Here is a 17,596-nt window from a genome sequence, read left to right as displayed (position 1 = left end):
CCGAGCACCCGTCAGTTTGCCGATGTGATGGACATCACGCCGGCGGAGCCGTCAGGCGAGCGGGACGACGACGAAGGGTTCCGTCGTAGGCTGGGTCGAGCCACCTGCGGGCTCGACCGTGAGACCGACCGCCACCGCACCGTCCGGTGAGCCCTCGAGGAGACTCCGGCCCTCGGCCACCGTCTCCGCGGTGAGCAGACCGGCCGATCGCGCCGCGCCGTCGGGACCGACGAACCACGCCTGGTAGACCCTGCCCCGACTGCGGGGCGGCGAAGTTGCCGGGCAGCTGGACGACGGCCTGACCGGCGGCGTCGGAGACGACCACCGCGACCGGCCCGTCCTCGGTGTCTGCGGTGTGCTCGGCGGCGTCGGCGGCCTGCAGCACCTGGCTGGTGGGGTCGGGGTCGAGCGTCCGGGACACTCCCCAGACTCCTCCGGCGAGGACGACCGCGGCCGCCGCGGCGGCGAGCCACCGCACCGGGCGGTGCTCCCGACGCCGGGTCTCGCTGCTCGCCCGGCCGTCGCGGCGCGGCGCGAGAGGGGTCACGGTCGACGCCTCGGCGGCCACGCGGTCCAGGACCACGGAGCGCAGGTGCGGTGGGGGCTCCACGGCGAGATCCTCGCTGAGGCCGGCCACGGCGTCCTGCGTCTGCACGACGTCACGCTGGCACGCGGGACACTCGGCGAGGTGCGCCTCGAACGTCTGACGGTCGTCGTCGTCGAGGGCATGGATCGCGTAGGCGAACGCCATCTCGTGCATCTCCTCCTCGTTCATCGCTGCGCACCTCCATCCATCTGTCCGCGCAACTTCTTCAGTCCGTCCCTGATCCTCGTCTTGGCCGTGCCCAGCGGGATGTCCAGCCGCTGGGCGACCTCGCTCTGGGTCAGCCCGGAGAAGTAGGCCAGGGCCACCGTCGTCCGGTGCGGCTCACCGATCCGGTCCAACGCTGCGTGGACCCGTTCTGCTTCCGAGCGTTCGGCCACCTCTTCTGCCGTGACGTCGTAGGGCGTCGTCGTCTGCTGGGATTCGTAGCGGTGCAGCCGATCGGATTGCGCCTGTTCTGAACGCACCCGGTCGACGGCCCGGCGGTGGGTGAGGGTCATGGCCCAGCCGATGGCCGAGCCGCGCGCGGGGTCGACCTCGCCGGCCTGTCTCCAGATCTGCATGAAGACGTCCTGCGTGACCTCCTCGGCCAGGCCGCGGTCGCGCACGATGCGCAGGGCGAGCCCGAAGACGCGTGGCGAGAGCAGGTCGTAGACCTCGGCGAAAGCCTGCTGGTCACCGTCAGCGACCGCACGGAGCAGCGGGAGCAGCTCCGGACGGCCGGGAGGGGAAATGTCAGCGACCCGGGCCCGGCCCGGGTCGCGATCAGCGGCGTCTGAACTCAGGGACCCTGCTCCCGTCGGCGATCCCACTGCTGTTCCATGCGCTGCATGAAGCCACCGGACCGGGAGCCCTTGCGGGCGCCGGAGCTCGGCTTGCGCACCGTGCCGTCCTTGCCGACGACGCCCAACGTGCCCTGTCGGGCCGAGCCGGATCGTCCGGAGCCCGAGCGGGCCGGCGAGGCGGCCCACGCCCCGCCCATGACCATGGCCAGGAAGCCGAGGGCTCCGACCCAGATCATGGAGGACATGACGCCGACGACGACGAGCGCCAGCCCCGCCAGGGCCACCAGGACGCCCAGGGCGAGCCGTCGACGGTCCAGGCCTGCCGCCGCACCGGTGCTGGCGGACCGCTGGAGCTGGCTGGCCAGACGGGGGTCCTCGGCATAGAGGGCCTGCTCCATCTGCTCAAGCACACGCTGCTCGTGGTCTGAGAGCGGCACGTTCACCTCCGGTGGTGCGTCTGGTGGGTCGGCGACAGAACACGAGCCGACACCACGTTGCTGACATCCAGGATAAGACGTCAACGGGCGGAGCACTACCTGGAGTTCCCGGCCGACGTGCGCGCTCGCTCAAGGGGTGCTGCGTCACCGGTCGCGGGTCAGCAGACTGGCTGGTCGCACCGCCTGGAGACCGAACCTCGCGACGGCGAGGTCGGCCGCGCGTTCTGCCTCGCGCCAGCCGTTCTCCGGCTCGTCGAGCCGACCTTGCACGAGGGTCTGGTCCGCCTCGGTGATGCCCTCCACCCGCACACCCAGCATCCGGATGCGGGCACGCTGCAACCCGAGTGCGGCATACAGCGAGCAGGCGACCGCGTGCACCTCCCGGGTGACGTCGGTCGGGCTCGCCACGGTGCGCGAGCGGGTGATCGTGGTGAAGTCGGAGAAGCGCACGGTGAGGACCACGGTGCGCCCGAGCACCCCGGCGTGCCGCATCCGGCTCGCCGTGCGGTCGGCGAGGTGCAGCAGCTGGCGACGGATGGCCTGGGGGTCATCGACGTCGTGGGTGAACGTCTCGGAGGACCCGACGCTGCGCTCCCGGCGCTGGGCCACGACCGGGTCGTCGTCGATCCCCCAGGCCAGGGCGTGCAGCCTGGCCGCGGACTGCTCACCCAGGGCACGGCGCAACGTGACCAGCGGCACGTGCGCCAGCTCGGCGACCGTGTGCAGTCCCAGGCGGTGCAGCTCGGCCTCGGTGGACTCCCCCACCCCCCACAGGGCACCCACCGGCATCGGGTGCAGGAAGGGGACGACCTCGTCGCGGGTGACCAGCCGCATGCCGTCGGGCTTGGCCGCCCGGGAGGCCATCTTGGCGACAGCCTTGGAGGGAGCCCCGCCGACCGAGCAGGTGATCCCCTGCTCGTCGGCCACGGTGTCCCGGATCCAGCTCCCGATCCGCTCCGGGCCACCCCAGCGGCGGCCGGTGGTGGCGATGTCGAGGAAGGCCTCCTCCATGGAGACCGGCTCGACCTGCGGCGTGACCTCGGCGAAGATCGCCATCACCGCCTCGGAGACCCTGGCGTAACGCTCCGGCTCGGGCCGGACCACCACGAGCGGGGGGCACAGCCTGCGCGCCGTGGCCATCGGCATACCGGAGCGCACGCCGTAGGCCCGGGCCTCATAGCTCGCCGACAGGACGACGCTGCGCCAGCCGCCGCCCACCGCCACCGGCTGCCCGCACAGGTCAGGCTGGTCCAGCAGGGAGACCGCGACGTAGAAGGCGTCCATGTCGACGTGGAGCACCCACCCCTGGCCGGCGCCGGAGGCCGGAGCGGCGTGCCGCCCGGAAGCCGGAGCGTGCTCTCCGGGCAGGGCCGCAGCGTGCCGTCCAGGGGGTGAGGGAGCGCGCCCCTGGCGGTGAGCGGGCTCGTGCTCCCTCACGGGGGCGGGGGCGGGGGCGGGGGCGGGGGCGGCCGTGACGGTCACCATCCGGAGCTGCCCGGACTGGAGTGCCACAGCTTGCCGCCCGGCTGCCTGGTCGTCTCCCCGGCCGGGGCGATGTCGGCGTAGGGCGACTGGGCGAAGCCCGAGGCGTGCACGAGCACCCGGCGCCCGGCCGGTGCGCCGGTCGCCGAGGCCGCCGCACGGGAGGCGGCCTCGGCCTCCAGGGCGAGCACCCTCGCCTGCTGCACGGACTGCTCCATGGCCGCCTGCGCGGCGGCCGGACCTCCGTGCTCCCAGGCCTGCGCGACCGCCCCCAGCTCCCAGGCGGCGGTGGCCCGGATCGAGACCCCTCTGGGTCCGGTGCGACGGACGACACCGCGCACCAGCAGCAGCCAGGAGTGGAAGACGGTGGAGGCGAACGGGCCCTGGACGTCCTCGAAGAAGGTCGCGTCGGCCGGTCCGCTGCTGTCGTCCAGCGTGAGGAAGACGACCCGTCGCCCGGACCGCACCGGCGGGGTCTGGGTGGCGACCTTCGCCCCGGCCACGAGCACCTCGGCACCGCTGCGGTAGGAGAGCAGATCGCGGGCCCGGGTCACCCCCAGCTCGCTCAACATCGGAGCAAAGCCCTCCACCACATGGCTGCTGACATCCATGCCGAGCACCTCCAGCTCGGCCCGTAGCTGCTCGGACCGGCTCATCTCGGGCAACCCGCTCCCGACGAGGGGCGCCGGGTCGTCCCCCAGCTCCAGGGTCAGCTGGGTCGGTGCGGTGACACCGCTGGTCCGCCACGAACGGCGTCCCACCGCCTGGTCCTCCGCCCGGGCCGCGACCTCTCCCGCCTCGATGACCGGCGCCGGGCGACGGCGTCCGGCGCGGGAGAGCCCCTGCGCCCCGCCCGCGTGCCGTGACCAGCGCTCCAGGTCACGCACGTGCAGCATGAGGTCACGACGGGTCAGGTCCGTCCGCCCGCCCCCGCCGGCACCTCCACCGACGCGGCGTCCGCCCGGGGTGTCGCGGGCGCGGGGGCTGCACCGGCCGACCCGGTGCAGCTCGTCCAGACCCCCGGCCAGCACGAGCCGCTCCGCCGTGGGTCGGCTGGGTCGGGCGCGGTGCCACAGGTCGGACAAGGAGTCGTAGGGCTGTCCGGCGACGATCCGGCCGATCTCGTCCTCGGTGATGCCCTTGACGTCGGCCAGGGACAACCGGATGCCGTAGCCCGCGGCCCGTCGCTCGATGGAGGCCATGGTGGCGTCCACCCGGTCCGGCTGGCGCCGCAGCGTGCCCCGGGCCCCACCGGCCGGGGCGCCGTGCGACGGCGCGGCGTCCCACGCGGACTCCCCCTCCAGGGTCATCGCGTCGACGCGCTCGACCAGGTAGGTCGCGCCGGAGGTGTTGACGTCGAGACCGAGCACGTGGACCCCCATGGTCCTGGCCTCGTCCAGGATCAGCCGCTTGGGATACATCCCGGGATCGTGGGTCAGGACACCGGCGAGGAAGGCTGCGGTGTGATGGGTCTTCAGCCAGGCCGACTGGTAGGTCGGGAGCGCGAAGGCGGCCGCGTGGGCCTTGCAGAAACCGAACGAGGCGAAGGCGGCCAGCACCTCCCAGATCCGGCCCACCTCCTCCGGGCGGTAACCGCGTGCGGCAGCTGCGGCACGCCACCACACCTCGACCTTCTCCTGCCCGGCCGGGCTGCCCATCGCCCGGCGCACCTCATCGGCCTGGGCCAGGGACACCCCTGTGGTCTCGGCGACGATCTGCAGCACCTGCTCGTGGAAGACCACCACCCCGCAGGTCTGCTCGAGGTAGGGGATGAGGCGGGGATGGAGGTACTCCGGCTCACCCCAGCCCTGGCGGGCGTGCAGGAACGGCCTGATCATGTCGGACTTCACCGGCCCGGGCCGGAACAGGGAGATGTCGATGATGATGTCGGTGAAGGTCTCCGGCGCGAACTTCCCCACCAGCTCGCGCTGACCCGGGGACTCGATCTGGAAGCACCCGAGGGTGCGGGTGGACTGCACCAGGGCGAAGGTGTCGGGGTCGTCCAGGGGCACCTGCGCCCGGTCGTCCAGGTCGATCCGGGTGCCGTCGACGCGTTCGACCTCCTCGACGGCGTGCGCCATCGCCGACTGCATCCGGATCCCCAGGACGTCGAGCTTGAGCAACCCCAGCTCCTCGACGTCGTCCTTGTCGAACTGGCTCATCGGGAAGCCCAACCAGCTCGCCTCGACCGGGGTCCGGTCGAGGAGGCCGGTGTCGGACAGGACCACTCCGCACGGGTGCATCGCGATGTGGCGGGGCAGCCCGTCGAGGGCCTCCACCAGCTCCATGAGGAGACGCATCCGCGGGGCGTCCAGCCCCTGGCGTCGTAGCTCGGGCAGGTCGCGGATCGCGGCCCGGGCATCGCGCGCCCGGATGTGGGGGAAGGCCTTGGCGATCACGTCGATCTCGCCGGGCGGAAGCCCCAGCGTCGCCGCGACGTCACGCACGGCGTGCCGCACGCGGTAGGTCTCGGTCATCGACACACAGGTCACCCGCTCAGAGCCGAAACGTTCGAGGATGTGCTCGTAGATCTCGGTGCGCCGGGCCGACTCGACGTCGATGTCGATATCCGGCAGCTGGGCCCGCAGCGGGGAGCAGAACCGCTCCATGAGCAGCCCGTGCTCCATCGGGTCGACGCCGCTGATGCCGAGGAGGTAGGTCACCAGACTCCCCGCCCCCGACCCGCGGGCAGCCACCCGGACGCCGTGGTCCCGGATCAGGTCGCAGACCTGGGCGACGGTGAGGAAGTAGGTGGGGTAGCCCAGTCCGGCGATCACCCCGAGCTCCTGCTCGAGCCGGTCGCGGACCTCGCGCTCGACCGCCCTCGCGACCCCGGGGTAGCGACTGCCGACGGCCTGGGTGCACCGCTCGGTCAGGACCTGGTGGGCCTGCCCCACCCCGCGCACCCCGAGCACCTCCGGCTCGGGCAGGTGGACCGCGCCGATCCCGAGGTCGGAGCGGGCGTCCTGATGACAGTCGGCGGCCAGCTGCAGGGTGTCGCGCACGAGCTCCTCGGCCCGGGCGCCAGGCCCCCCGGCGCGCTCCAGCTGCCGGGCCAGCCCGTGCATGACAGCGGTCTGCGCGAGGTGGCCGGCGCTGCTCACCCGGTCGAGGTGCCGCTCGTCGAGCGCGACCCGGCGGCGGGCGGCGTCGAGCACGTCCACGACCCGCGCCTGCTCGGGGTGCGCGTGCCGCACCGCCGCCGTGAGCACGGCGGGGACGCCGACCTCGCGGGCCAGCGCCCACGACGCCGTGGCATGGGCCAGGCTCCCCGGCGTGCCCTCGGGCCCACCGTGGCAGACCACCTCGATCCGCACCGCCCCCGCGGGGAGCAGCCTCGCCCACCCCAGGAGGAGGTGGCGGGCCAGGTCGCGACGGCGGGCCAGCAGCGCCCGGCCGACGTCGGAGTCCGGCCCCAGCAGCAGGACGACCGGGGAGGCCCCGGCAGCGCCGGCGGCAGCCCGGGCGATGAGCTCGGGGGTGACCCGTGGCACCGAGCGTTCGCCCGCCAGGTGGGTGTGCGTGACCAGTCGGCACAACCTCGCCCACCCGGAGCCCGCCTCGGCCCCACCGCGCTGGCCCCGGGCCAGCAGCACCACCCGCGGCTGCTGGTCGTCGACGAGGGCGCCCCCCTTGACCGGGGTGCGCGGACCGCGCCGGTCCGGCCGGACGTCCAGCCCCTCTCCCCACCCGCGGCCGGGAGACATCCGGGACCGCTCGGGAGGTGTCTCCCGCAGCCCCGTCACGAACGGCGTGGAGGCCGACGCCCCGGACCGCCCGCCCGACCCTCCTGCGGGCGGCGAGCCCGCCAGCGCGAGATCCACCCCCAGCACCGGGGCGATCCCGGCCTCCGTGCAGGCACGGACGAAACGCACCGCGCCGTAGAGCCCGTCACGGTCGGTCAGCGCCAGCGCGGACTGGCCCAGCTCGGCCGCCCGCCGGACGAGGTCGACCGGGTGGGAGGCGCCATACCGCATGGACGCGCTGGAGGCGACGTGCAGGTGCACGAAGTCGTCGCCTCCAGCCGCCACCGGACTCACCCGTGCCCCAGGGGGGTCAGCTCGGAGTGCAGCGAGGTCTCGCACGGCAGGTGGAGCGCCGCGCGCACCAGGTCGAGGAAGTGCTCCGCCGCCCGCACCAGGTCATCGGCCTCGCGCGTCGTCACGGCCGCGCTGGCTCCTCCTCGCTCGAGCGCCACCCGCCGGCGGCCGGACGCGGCGAAGAACGCGGCCCACTCGGTCAGCTCGGGAGCGACCGTCGGAAGCATCTCCCAGACGCTGCGCGGCCGGCTGCGGCGGGTGGCGGTGGGCGTGGCGCGCGCCGCCAGCAAGGCCGCCCCGGCACGCAGGGCGGACAGGTGGGCCTGGGTGTAGCGCTCCGCCGCGGTCCCGCTGTGGCAGGCCTGCAGCAGCACGCCTCGCGAGCGCTCCAGCAGATCCAGCACCGCTCCTGCGGTGACTCCGGTCTCGGTGATCGTCATCCCGTCGTTCCCTTCCGTGATCCTCATCGCTGCTCCTGCGCGCGTCGGCAGCTGCCGCGCACGATGCTCCCGACCTCAGTCGGCGACCCGCTCCAACCACCACTGCTCGCCCTGGACGAGGTCGTAGACGCCGGTACCTGCGGCGCGCCCAGCACCCGCCTCGACCCGCCAGACGGTCCGCTCCAGATCTCCTCCCGCCCGGTCGGCGACATCGGGCGCGATGTCCTCGGCCGCGGCCGACCCGGGGTCGGCCTGCTCCTCGGAGCGCCACCACGGCACCCGCAGACTCCACTGCCCCAGCACCGCACGCACGAGGTGCACCCGGCCCCGCCAGAGGAAGACGGCCGGGACCTGCGGGTCGTCGTGGTCGGCGACCGTTCGACCACCAGCCCTCCCGTCACCTCCGCCGATCCCGGCCGGCAGCGCCGCCTCGACCCGGACACCGTGCTCCTGCGCCCGGCCCAGCCTGACCTCGACCGGCTCGTGGTAGCTCCTGCTCATGGATCCGCCTCCTTGGCACTGCGACCGTGCGGGCGACGGTCTTCACCTCGTGATCGAACTTGTGTTCGACATCAGCGATGGCACAAATGTACGACCGGACACCGACAGACTCAACCCCCTCCCTCCCTCTGTGGACAACTTCTGCGCGGCTCGAGCCCCTCCGGCGACCATGGTGAGCACGGCCCGGGTCGCAGGAGGGGGTGACCCGGGCCGCACGCCGCAACGGCTAGGCTCGGGTCCGGGCGACACCACCGGGACACACCGCCCTTCCGGCCACCCACCGGGGGCCGCCGAGGCACAGGAGGATCCGTGATGCAGGCCCTGGACGGCGTGGACCTGCGCCCCCGCGTACAACACGTCCTCGACGAGCACCTCGCCCAGCAGCGCGTCGTGCTCGACGAGCTCGGGCCGCCGATGGCCCCGTTGGTCGACGCGGTCGCCGACCTGCTCGCCGGCGGGAAGCGCCTGCGGGCCACCTTCCTCTACTGGGGCTGGCGCGCCCTCGGCGGCGCGGACGACCCGGCCGCCGTCCGCGCCGCGAGCGCCATGGAGATCTTCCAGGCGGCCGCCCTGCTGCACGACGACGTCATGGACCACAGCGACCTGCGGCGCGGGCAGCCCACCGCCCACCGGACCTTCGCGAGGCACCACCGGGAGCAGGGCTGGTCCGGCGACGCGGACTCCTTCGGCCACGCCGCGGCGATCCTGGCCGGCGACCTCTGCCTCAACTGGACCGACGAGGTCTTCACCAGCAGCGGGCTGACCCCCGACGCCCTCCAGCGGGCGCGCCCCGAGTTCGACCGGATGCGCACCCAGCTCATGGGAGGCCAGTTCCTCGACATGCTCGAGGGCGCACGCGGGTGGGGCGACCTCGACCTCGACCAGCGCCTGGAGCGGTGCCTCACCGTCATCCGCTACAAGAGCGCGCGCTACTCGGTCCAGCAGCCGCTGCTCATCGGCGCGGACGCGGCCGGGGTGCAGGAGCAGACCCGGGAGGGACTCCACAGCTACGGCGCCACCCTGGGCGAGGCCTTCCAGCTGCGCGACGACGTGCTCGGCGTCTTCGGCGACCCGGCGCAGACCGGCAAGCCGGCCGGCGACGACCTGCGCGAGGGCAAGCACACCGTGCTCATCGCCCAGACCCTGGCCCATGCCGACGCCGACGGCCGCGCCCTGGTCGAGCGCACACTCGGGGACCCGGATCTGTCCGAGGGGTCCGTCGACCGGGTGCGGGAGGTCATGGTCGACTCGGGCGCCCTGGGGCGCACCGAGCAGATGATCGGGACCGGCGCCGAGCAGGCCGCCCGGACGATCGAGGGCACGCCCGGGCTCACCGACGAGGGTCGGCAGGCCCTGACCGAGCTCGTCGCGGTCTGTACCGACCGCTCCACCTGAGGGAACGGCCGGCCGGACGGTCCTAGAAGGCCTGCTCCTGGGCCCGGCGCCGCACCTCGGTCTTGGCTCCGGCGTGGAGGGAGGCGATCGCGCTGCCCCCGGTCATCGAGTCGTCCGGCGCGTGCAGCCAGTCGATGATCTCCTCATCGCTCTGGCCACCGTCGGCGAGCACCGTGATGGTGCCGCGCAGCGCCGGGAGCGGACCCTCGTCGTCGATGAACCCTGCGGGCACCATCATCACCCGGTCGGGACCCCGGCGCCGTCCGACGACATCGCGCTCCTGCAGCCAGCGCCGGACCTCCTGCACGCTCGCTCCGGTGCGCTCCATGACGTCCGGCACCGTCAACCATTCCTGAACTACATCGTTGTCACTTACCACATCTACTAGTCAATCACATGTCACGACACGCCCAAAAGGTGGCGGTCGTTCCGTCCGCACGGTACTGTCCCTCATGCCTCACGGGTCACCTTGTCCCCCTATGCCCCGTGGGTGTCATCCCTACCTCGCACCACAGACGTCACTGGAGGAAAGACGTGAGCCCCCTCTTCGCCGCCCTGCCCCCGGGCGACCTCCCATCCCAGGCCTACGTCGCACCGACCGGTGTGCACGCGACCGCACCGCTGGACACCATGGTCCGGACCCAGAAGGAGACGACGCACAGGGTCGTCTCCGGAGACACGGTCTACGACCTCGCTGCCCGGTATGACGTGAGCGCCGGCGCCATCGTCCGCGCGAACGACCTGCGCGACGGCGGCCGGTGGATCATGCCCGGCGCCACGCTGCGCATCCCCGGCGGGAGCGCCGGGAAGAGCACGTCCACCGGCGCCTCGGCGCCTGCGCCGACGCGCGACGCGACGACCTCGGGCGGCCGCGGCACCATCACCGTCCGGGCCGGCGACACGCTCTCCCACCTCGCGGTGCGGCACGGCGTGAGCATCAAGGACCTCGTCTCGGTCAACTCGATCAGCAACAGCCGCCTCATCTACCCGGGTCAGGTGCTGCGCCTGCCCGGAGCGGCCGGCGAGGCACGACCCGCCAGCAGCCCGAGCACCTCCGCGTCCCCGCGCGCGACCTCGGCGAGCGCGGCGAGCACCGTCACGGTCCGCGCGGGCGACACCCTCACGGACATCGCGGCACGGCACGGCGTGAGCGTCGCCGACATCGCGAGGGCCAACGGCCTCGCGGACACCCGACTCATCTACCCCGGCCAGAAGCTGCGCCTCACCGGGTCCGCCCCGGCGTCCCGGGCCGCGGCACCGAAGGCGCTCGACCGCCCCTACGACGAGAGCACCATCGGCGACCACCGGGCCGGGGAGAAGGTGCCGGACACCTTCCTGCACTACCGCTACAGCGACGGGATCGCCCGGTCCGCGGCCGCGAACCGCGACTACCTGGCCGAGACCGACGTGCCCAGCAGGTCGGCCATGCGGGACCTCATCGTCCGGACCAGCGAGCGCCACGGCGTCGACCCGACCCTCATGCTCGCCCTGTCCTACCAGGAGTCGGGCTGGAACCACCGCGCCGTCTCCCCCGCGAACGCCATCGGCGCCATGCAGGTCATCCCCAGCTCGGGCCAGTGGGCCTCCGGCCTCGTGGGCCGCGAGCTCAACCTGCTCGACCCGCAGGACAACGTCACGGCCGGCGTGGTCATCATGCGCACCCTGCTGCGCTCGGCCGGCAGCACGGACGAGGCGATCGGCGGCTACTACCAGGGCCTGGCCAGCGTCCGCCAACACGGGCTCTTCCCCGACACCCGGCAGTACGTCCGCAACATCAAGCACTTCCAGAAGACGCTCTGAGGCCGGCCGCGCGGCATACCATGGCCGCCCACGTCCCACCCTCCGGCGCCCGCGCTTCGTAGACTCGGGGCGTGACCGCCCCGACCTCCACCCTCTTCGACCGTGTCATCGACGGTCGTTACCAGGTGGTGGGCGAGCTCGCCCGGGGCGGGATGGCCACGGTCTACCGCGCGCGGGACCTCCGGCTGGACCGCCCGGTCGCGCTCAAGGTCATGCGGCCGGACCTGGCCGACGACGACGCCTTCGTGCGGCGCTTCGTCGCCGAGGCCCGCGCTGCGGCGCGGTTGTCCCACCCGCACGTCGTCGGTGTCTACGACCAGGGTGAGGACGAGGAGATCGTCTTCCTGGCGATGGAGCTCATCGAGGGCCCGACGCTGCGCGACGTCATCGCCGAGCACGCCCCGATGTCCACCCGTCGGGCCATGGCCCTGCTGCTGCCCGTCACCGAGGCCCTCGCCGAGGCGCACCGGCGCGGGCTGGTGCACCGCGACATCAAGCCGGAGAACGTCCTGCTCGCCGACGGGCGCGAGAGCGGGGTCAAGGTCGCCGACTTCGGGCTGGCCCGGGCCGTCTCCGTGTCGGGTCGCCACGCCAGCTCTGAGCTGCTGTGGGGCACTGCCGCCTATCTCGCCCCCGAGCAGGTCGAGCACGACGCGATCGACGCACGCACCGACGTGTACGCCCTCGGCCTGCTCCTCTTCGAGCTGCTCACCGGCAGCAAGGCCTTTCCCGGCGGCGACCCGCTGCGGGTGGCCTACGAGCACGTCCACGGCAGCGTGCCCTCCCCGAGCGAGCTCACCCCGAGCGTCCCGGGGCCGGTGGACGAGCTCGTGCGACGGGCCTCCGCGACCGACCGCGCCGACCGACCGGTCGACGCCGCAGAGCTGCTGACCCAGCTGCGCGCGTGCCTGCGCGAGCTGACCGACGAGGAGCTGGACGCCGCCCCCCGCGCCGCGCGCGAGCGCGCCCGACACGAGCTCGGGCAGCGACCTCACCCAGGTGGTGGGCGGGGCGAGCGACTCCACTCGGCACCTGCCGGTGGGGCGGCCGGCCCGGGCCGAGGGGCACTACGCCCGCACCACCGGCAACCGCCCGGCCCGCGCCCAGACCTCCAGCCGGCCCGCCGCACGCTCCCCCCGCCCGGCCCGGCGCCGTGGTGGGCTCGTCCTGGGCCTGCTGCTCGTGCTCCTGCTCGCCGGCGGCGGGTATGCCGCGTGGTGGCTGCTCGAGGGACCAGGGGTCCATTCCCCCATGCCGCAGGTCGTGGACCTGCCCGAGGACCAGGCCCGCGCCGCCCTCGACGCCGAGCAGCTCGACCCCGTCATCACCTACGCCTACTCCGAGGACATCGAGACCGGGATCGTCATCTCCGCCGAGCGTCAGGCGGGGGTGCAGCTGCGACACGGCACCGATGTGCCGGTCGTCGTGTCCCAGGGTCCGGAGCGCTATGCCGTCCCGCCGCTGACCGGCCTGTCCGTCGACTCCGCGCGCGAGGCCCTCGGCGAGGTCAACCTCGCCCTCGGCCAGCAGACCCGGGAGTACCACGAGAGCGAGCCGGGGGGGGCAGATCCTGCGCACCTCGCCCGGTGCCGGTGAGCAGCTGCCGCCAGGCGGCGCGGTCGCGGTGGTCATCAGCAACGGACCGGCACCGGTCGCGGTCCCGCGCACCAACGGGCTCACCGAGCAGGAGGCGAGCGCGCGGCTCGTGGACGCGGGGCTCACCGTGACGGTGGACCCCGAGCGCGTCTTCGACGACAACGTCGCCGAGGGGTCCGTGGTGAGCCAGTCACCCACCTCGGGCCTCGTCGAGCGCGGCAGCACGGTGACGCTGGTCATCTCGCAGGGACCGGAGCTGGTCACGGTCCCGCAGGTCGTCGGGCGGCAGTTCGGCGCCGCGGAGGAGGAGCTCACCGGCCTCGGTCTCGTCGTGGAGCGCGAGGACGTCCGGGGCGGGTTCTTCGGCACCGTGCGTGAGCAGTCGGTGGAGCCCGGGGAGCAGGTGCCGGTGGGCACGCAGATCGTCCTCGCCGTCGTCTGAGCCGACCTCAGCCCTGGTGGGCCCACCGCTCCTCGTGGGCCACCCGGGCCCGGGGGTGGTAGCCGTGCGACTCCCACCACCCCTGCTGCGGGTGCCGGTGGTAGGTGAGCTCGACGATCCACTTCGGACCCTTGAAGCCGTAGAGGTGCGGCCGCACGGCACGGGCCGGCCAGCCGTGCTCGGCCGTCAGCGGATCACCCTCGACGCTGTGGGCCAGCAGGGCCTGGGGGTGCCGCAGGTCCTCGACGAGCACCGCGGCCGCATACCCCCGTGCCGCCGCCAGCAGCGCGTGCCGGGCGTCCGGGTGCGGCGGCGCGAGCGCGAGCACCTCCCGCAGGAGAACCCCGCCCCACCGCAGGTCGGGGACGCTGTGCCGGTCGACGCAGTGCAGGCTCGCGACGAGCTCCGTCTGGGGGAGGCGCGTCAGGTCGTCCCAGGTGAGCACGGTCACCCCGCCGTCGAGGGTGTCGCCGGCGATCCGCAGCGTCCAGTCCTCGGCATCCAGGCGCGGCACCCGGCCGTAGTGCGAGGCTCGCCAGGTGTGGGTCAGGCGCTGCCCCGGAGGCAGCGTCCCTGGCTCACCCGCGTCGTTCACGACGAGGCGCCGCCACGGCCCGGCGCGAGGAGGTCCAGCAGCACGTCCAGGGCGTGCTCGGTCATGGCGTCGTCGATGTCGAGGTGCCAGGCGAAGCGGGCGTGCCGCGCGTCGGTGGGGTAGCCCAGCACACCGCGTTCGCCGGCCGCGCCGATGAAGTCCCCCGCGCCCCACCCCGCCGCCGCGACGTCGAGCACGAGGATGTTGGTCTGGACGTCGTCCGGGTCGAGCACGTCCGGGGCCGCCTCCCCGACGGCCCGGGCGACCCTCGCCGTGCGCCGGTGGTCCTCGGCGAGCCGCTCCAGCTGGTGCTCCAGGGCATACCGTCCGGCCGCAGCCAGCAACCCGACCTGCCGCATGCCGCCGCCCATCCGCTTGCGCAGGATCCGCGCCTGGCCGATCTGCTCCGCGGAGGCGGCGAGCACCGACCCGACCGGTGCGCCCAGCCCCTTGGACAGACAGACCGAGACCGTGTCGGCGCAGGCACCGTAGTCCGCGAGAGGGGTGCCGGTCGCCACATGGGCGTTCCACAGCCGGGCGCCGTCGAGGTGGACGCCCACCCCGACCTGCGCGGTGCCCTCCCGCAGGAGCCGCATCTGCTCGACCGGCTGGATCGTGCCGCCGCCGAAGTTGTGGGTGTTCTCGACGACCACGCACGCCGTGCTGACCTGGTATGCCCCGCCGTCGGGCACCATGACGGCCAGCGCGGTGTCGACGTCGAGCCGGCCACGGTCGGCCACCCAGCTGCGGGTGGTGATGCCGGAGTAGGCCGCAGCCGCACCGAGCTCGGCGCGCAGGACGTGGGCGAGGTGGTCGCTGATGATCTCCTGACCGGGGCCGGCGTGCAGACGCAGCCCGATCTGGTTGGCCATCGACCCGGTGGGCATGAAGAGCGCGGCCTCGTGGCCGAGCAGGTCCGCGACCCGCTCCTCCAGCGCCGCGACGGTGGGGTCCTCGGCGTAGACGTCGTCACCGACCTCCGCGTCGAGCATCGCCTCGCGCATGGCCGGGGTCGGCCGGGTCAGCGTGTCCGACCGCAGGTCGGAGACACGCCCGTGCTCGGCCTCGCGCACAGGACCCACCTCAGCGTCCGCCCCGCTCCAGCATCTCGGCGACGAGGAAGGCCAGCTCCAGGCTCTGCTGGTGGTTGAGCCGGGGATCGCACACCGTCTCGTAGCGCAGGCCCAGGTCGTCGAGGTCGACGGGGGTGGCGCCGCCGACGCACTCGGTCACGTCGTTGCCGGTGAGCTCGACGTGGATGCCGCCCGGGTGGGTCCCCGCCTCGGCGTGCGCCTCGAAGAAGCCGCGCACCTCATCGACGACGTCCTCGAAGCGGCGGGTCTTGAAGCCGCTGGGCGAGGTGAAGGTGTTGCCGTGCATCGGGTCGCACACCCACGCGACGCGCCGGGCGTCCTCCCCGAGGGAGGTCAGCAGCGAGGGCAGGACGTCGCGGATGGTGCCGGCGCCCATCCGGGTGATGAAGGTGAGGCGCCCCGGGACGCGGTCGGGGTCGATCCGGTCCATGAGGGCGAGCACCGTGTCGCGGTCAGCGCCGGGGCCGAGCTTGACCGCCACCGGGTTCTGGATCCGGGAGACGAAGTCGATGTGCGCGCCGTCGAGGTCCCGGGTGCGCTCGCCCACCCACACGAGGTGGCTGGAGGTGTCGTAGAGCAGACCGGTGCGGTGGTCGCGGCGGACCATCGGACGCTCGTAGTCCAGGACCAGCGCCTCGTGGGCGGAGTAGAACTCCACCCGGCGCATCTCCTCGGCGTCGGCGACGCCGGAGGCCTCGAGGAAGCGGACCGCCCGGTCGATCTGGCTGGCCATCACCTCGTAGCGCGCCTGCGCCGGGCCCCGAAGGAAGCCCTTGTTCCAGGCGTGGACGCTGCGCAGGTCGGCGAAGCCGCCGCTGGTGAAGCCCCGCACGAGGTTGAGGGTCGCCGAGCTCGCGTGGTAGCAGCGCAGCAGTCGGTCGGGGTCCGGCTGCCGGGACTCCGGCGTGAACTCGAAGCCGTTGACCATGTCGCCGCGGTAGGCCGGCAGGGTGGTGCCGTCGCGGGTCTCGGTGTCCGAGCTGCGCGGCTTGGCGAACTGCCCGGCCATGCGCCCGACCTTGACGATGGGCAGGCCCGCGCCGTAGGTCAGGACGACGGCCATCTGCAGGATCGTCTTGATCCGGTCGCGGATGTTGGGGCCGGTCACGTCGGCCAGCGTCTCCGCGCAGTCGCCGCCCTGCAGCGTGAAGGCGCGTCCGGCGGCCACGTCGGCCATCCGCGAGCGCAGCTGGTCGCACTCGCCGGCGAAGACGAGCGGCGGATAGGTCCCGAGCACCGAGAGGGTCTGCGCGAGCGCGGCGGGGTCGGCCCACGTGGGCTGCTGCTGCGCGGGAAGGTCGGGCCAGTCGATGTCGTGGCCCCCGGAGGTGGCCAGGCCGGTCAGGTCGGTGCTCACCGAACCATCGTAGGAGACGGCGAGGGGTGGATCTGACGCGGCGTCACGCCTCGGGGGCGTCCTCGTGCTCGGTATGCCGTCGCGCCCGCCGCTCGGCGAGGCTCTCCTTGGCCTTCTCGGTGGCCTCGGCGAGGTCGTCACGGGCGTGGCCCAGCCCTTCCCGGGCCTTCTCCCCCGCCTGCTCCAGCCCCTCCTTGGCCTTCTCGGTCGCCTGCTCGAGACCGACCCGTGCCTGCGCCACCCCGGCCCGGGCCCGGGCGGCCAGCCGCTCCTTGACCGTCGCGGCGTACTCATCGACGTAGGGCTGTCCCGAGAGGCGCTGCAGCTCGGCCATGACCTCGTCGGTGATCTGGCGCAGCACCACGTGGTCCTCGGTGCGCCCGGCATACTCCGGGTGGTGGATGGGGCGGCCGATGCGCACCCCGACCTGGACGACGTTGGGGATCCGCTGACCGGTCGGCTGGGCCTTGTCGGTGTCGATCATCGCGCAGGGGATGATCGGCACGTCGGCCTCCAGGGCGAGGCGCGCCATCCCCGTCTTGCCGCGGTAGAGCCGCCCGTCAGGACTGCGGGTGCCCTCGGGGTAGATCCCGAAGAGCTCGCCGCGGCGCAGCACCTGCAGCCCCTGCTCCAGCGCCGCCATGGACGCGGACCCGCCCGAGCGGTCGATGGGGATCTGCCCGGTCGAGGTGAAGAACATCTTGGTCAGCCAGCCCTTGACCCCGGTACCGGTGAAGTACTCCATCTTGGCGGGGAAGGTGATCCGCCGGTCCACCATGAGCGGCAGGAAGATCGAGTCGGAGAAGGACAGGTGGTTGCTCGCCAGGATGGCCGCGCCCTCCGCGGGGATGTGCTGCCGACCCTCGATCCAGGGCCGGAACACGGCACGCACGGGCGGACCGACCACGAGGTGCTTGAGGATCCAGTAGATCACCGAGGTTCCTCCTTGGGCCATGTCGTCCCGCCGCGCTGCGGGCGCCGGTGTGCGCGCCGACTCTACCCCCGAGACTGCCTCGCCGGGTGAGGAT

General features: G+C 73.4%; 15 protein-coding genes and 3 pseudogenes. 5 read left to right on the top strand and 13 right to left on the bottom strand.

Annotated elements, in window-relative coordinates; genetic code table 11:
- Positions 1-51: 51 nt before the first annotated feature.
- From FA582_RS17675 to FA582_RS16720, 8 genes and pseudogenes are all read right to left on the bottom strand, one after another.
- Positions 52-213: pseudogene (locus FA582_RS17675) on the bottom strand (anti-sigma factor domain-containing protein); the annotation flags it as partial.
- Positions 214-274: 61 nt separating this feature from the next.
- A pseudogene (locus tag FA582_RS17785) lies at positions 275-751 on the bottom strand (anti-sigma factor); the annotation flags it as partial.
- A 20-nt stretch (positions 752-771) separates the two neighbouring features.
- A complete protein-coding gene (gene sigK / locus FA582_RS05865) occupies positions 772-1,416 on the bottom strand; it encodes an ECF RNA polymerase sigma factor SigK (protein ID WP_010146503.1) in 645 nt (214 codons plus the stop codon).
- Positions 1,386-1,826, bottom strand: coding sequence for a DUF3040 domain-containing protein (locus tag FA582_RS05860; RefSeq protein WP_029540379.1), 441 nt, complete (start codon positions 1,824-1,826; stop codon positions 1,386-1,388). The genes sigK and FA582_RS05860 overlap by 31 nt, the downstream gene beginning before the upstream one ends.
- 144 nt (positions 1,827-1,970) lie before the next feature.
- The gene (gene dinB, locus FA582_RS05855; RefSeq protein WP_081480470.1) at positions 1,971-3,311 is read right to left on the bottom strand and encodes a DNA polymerase IV; all 1,341 of its coding nucleotides are present in this window, start codon (positions 3,309-3,311) and stop codon (positions 1,971-1,973) included.
- Entirely contained in the window at positions 3,305-7,339 is a 4,035-nt protein-coding gene (locus FA582_RS05850; RefSeq protein ID WP_147899767.1) for a DNA polymerase III subunit alpha, read from the bottom strand. The genes dinB and FA582_RS05850 overlap by 7 nt, the downstream gene beginning before the upstream one ends.
- Positions 7,340-7,344: 5 nt before the next feature.
- Positions 7,345-7,815: an SAV_6107 family HEPN domain-containing protein gene (locus tag FA582_RS05845; RefSeq protein WP_202798063.1), complete on the bottom strand. Its 471-nt coding sequence runs from the start codon at positions 7,813-7,815 to the stop codon at positions 7,345-7,347.
- Positions 7,816-7,863: 48 nt separating this feature from the next.
- The gene (locus FA582_RS16720; protein WP_010146498.1) at positions 7,864-8,289 is read right to left on the bottom strand and encodes a DUF6504 family protein; all 426 of its coding nucleotides are present in this window, start codon (positions 8,287-8,289) and stop codon (positions 7,864-7,866) included.
- A 312-nt stretch (positions 8,290-8,601) separates the two neighbouring features.
- Between FA582_RS16720 and FA582_RS05835 the strand changes: the two genes are divergently transcribed.
- Entirely contained in the window at positions 8,602-9,684 is a 1,083-nt protein-coding gene (locus FA582_RS05835; RefSeq protein WP_010146497.1) for a polyprenyl synthetase family protein, read from the top strand.
- 22 nt (positions 9,685-9,706) lie between these two features.
- On the opposite strand, the gene FA582_RS05830 is transcribed toward FA582_RS05835, so the two are convergent.
- Positions 9,707-10,012: an Rv2175c family DNA-binding protein gene (locus FA582_RS05830; protein WP_081480466.1), complete on the bottom strand. Its 306-nt coding sequence runs from the start codon at positions 10,010-10,012 to the stop codon at positions 9,707-9,709.
- A gap of 206 nt (positions 10,013-10,218) precedes the next feature.
- Here FA582_RS05830 and FA582_RS05825 point away from each other — a divergent pair, with 206 nt between their 5' ends.
- The 4 genes and pseudogenes from FA582_RS05825 to FA582_RS05810 all read left to right on the top strand — a co-directional run bounded on the left by FA582_RS05825 (position 10,219) and on the right by FA582_RS05810 (position 13,522).
- On the top strand, positions 10,219-11,484 hold the full coding sequence (locus tag FA582_RS05825) for a LysM peptidoglycan-binding domain-containing protein (protein WP_010146494.1): 1,266 nt from the start codon (positions 10,219-10,221) through the stop codon (positions 11,482-11,484).
- A gap of 152 nt (positions 11,485-11,636) precedes the next feature.
- A pseudogene (locus FA582_RS17665) lies at positions 11,637-12,293 on the top strand (protein kinase domain-containing protein); the annotation flags it as partial.
- Positions 12,294-12,522: 229 nt separating this feature from the next.
- Positions 12,523-13,080, top strand: coding sequence for a PASTA domain-containing protein (locus FA582_RS05815; protein ID WP_147899766.1), 558 nt, complete (start codon positions 12,523-12,525; stop codon positions 13,078-13,080).
- Positions 13,081-13,108: 28 nt separating this feature from the next.
- A complete protein-coding gene (locus FA582_RS05810; RefSeq protein WP_147899765.1) occupies positions 13,109-13,522 on the top strand; it encodes a PASTA domain-containing protein in 414 nt (137 codons plus the stop codon).
- 7 nt (positions 13,523-13,529) lie between these two features.
- Here the strand turns inward: FA582_RS05810 and FA582_RS05805 are convergent, their stop codons facing one another.
- From FA582_RS05805 to FA582_RS05790, 4 genes are read right to left on the bottom strand one after another with little or no spacing between them, the layout of a single operon-like run.
- Entirely contained in the window at positions 13,530-14,117 is a 588-nt protein-coding gene (locus FA582_RS05805) for a molybdopterin-dependent oxidoreductase (RefSeq protein ID WP_147899764.1), read from the bottom strand.
- The gene (locus FA582_RS05800; protein WP_010146491.1) at positions 14,114-15,190 is read right to left on the bottom strand and encodes a threonine aldolase family protein; all 1,077 of its coding nucleotides are present in this window, start codon (positions 15,188-15,190) and stop codon (positions 14,114-14,116) included. Before FA582_RS05800 ends, FA582_RS05805 begins: the two co-directional genes overlap by 4 nt.
- A gap of 10 nt (positions 15,191-15,200) precedes the next feature.
- The gene (locus FA582_RS05795) at positions 15,201-16,568 is read right to left on the bottom strand and encodes a class II 3-deoxy-7-phosphoheptulonate synthase (RefSeq protein ID WP_010146490.1); all 1,368 of its coding nucleotides are present in this window, start codon (positions 16,566-16,568) and stop codon (positions 15,201-15,203) included.
- Positions 16,569-16,611: 43 nt separating this feature from the next.
- On the bottom strand, positions 16,612-17,502 hold the full coding sequence (locus FA582_RS05790) for a 1-acyl-sn-glycerol-3-phosphate acyltransferase (protein WP_010146489.1): 891 nt from the start codon (positions 17,500-17,502) through the stop codon (positions 16,612-16,614).
- Positions 17,503-17,596 lie beyond the last annotated feature (94 nt).

The sequence above is a fragment of the Serinicoccus profundi genome, assembly GCF_008001015.1.
Taxonomy (GTDB): domain Bacteria; phylum Actinomycetota; class Actinomycetes; order Actinomycetales; family Dermatophilaceae; genus Ornithinicoccus; species Ornithinicoccus profundi.
Note: the sequence above shows the minus strand (reverse complement) of the source record. Positions and strands in the feature narration are given on the sequence as shown.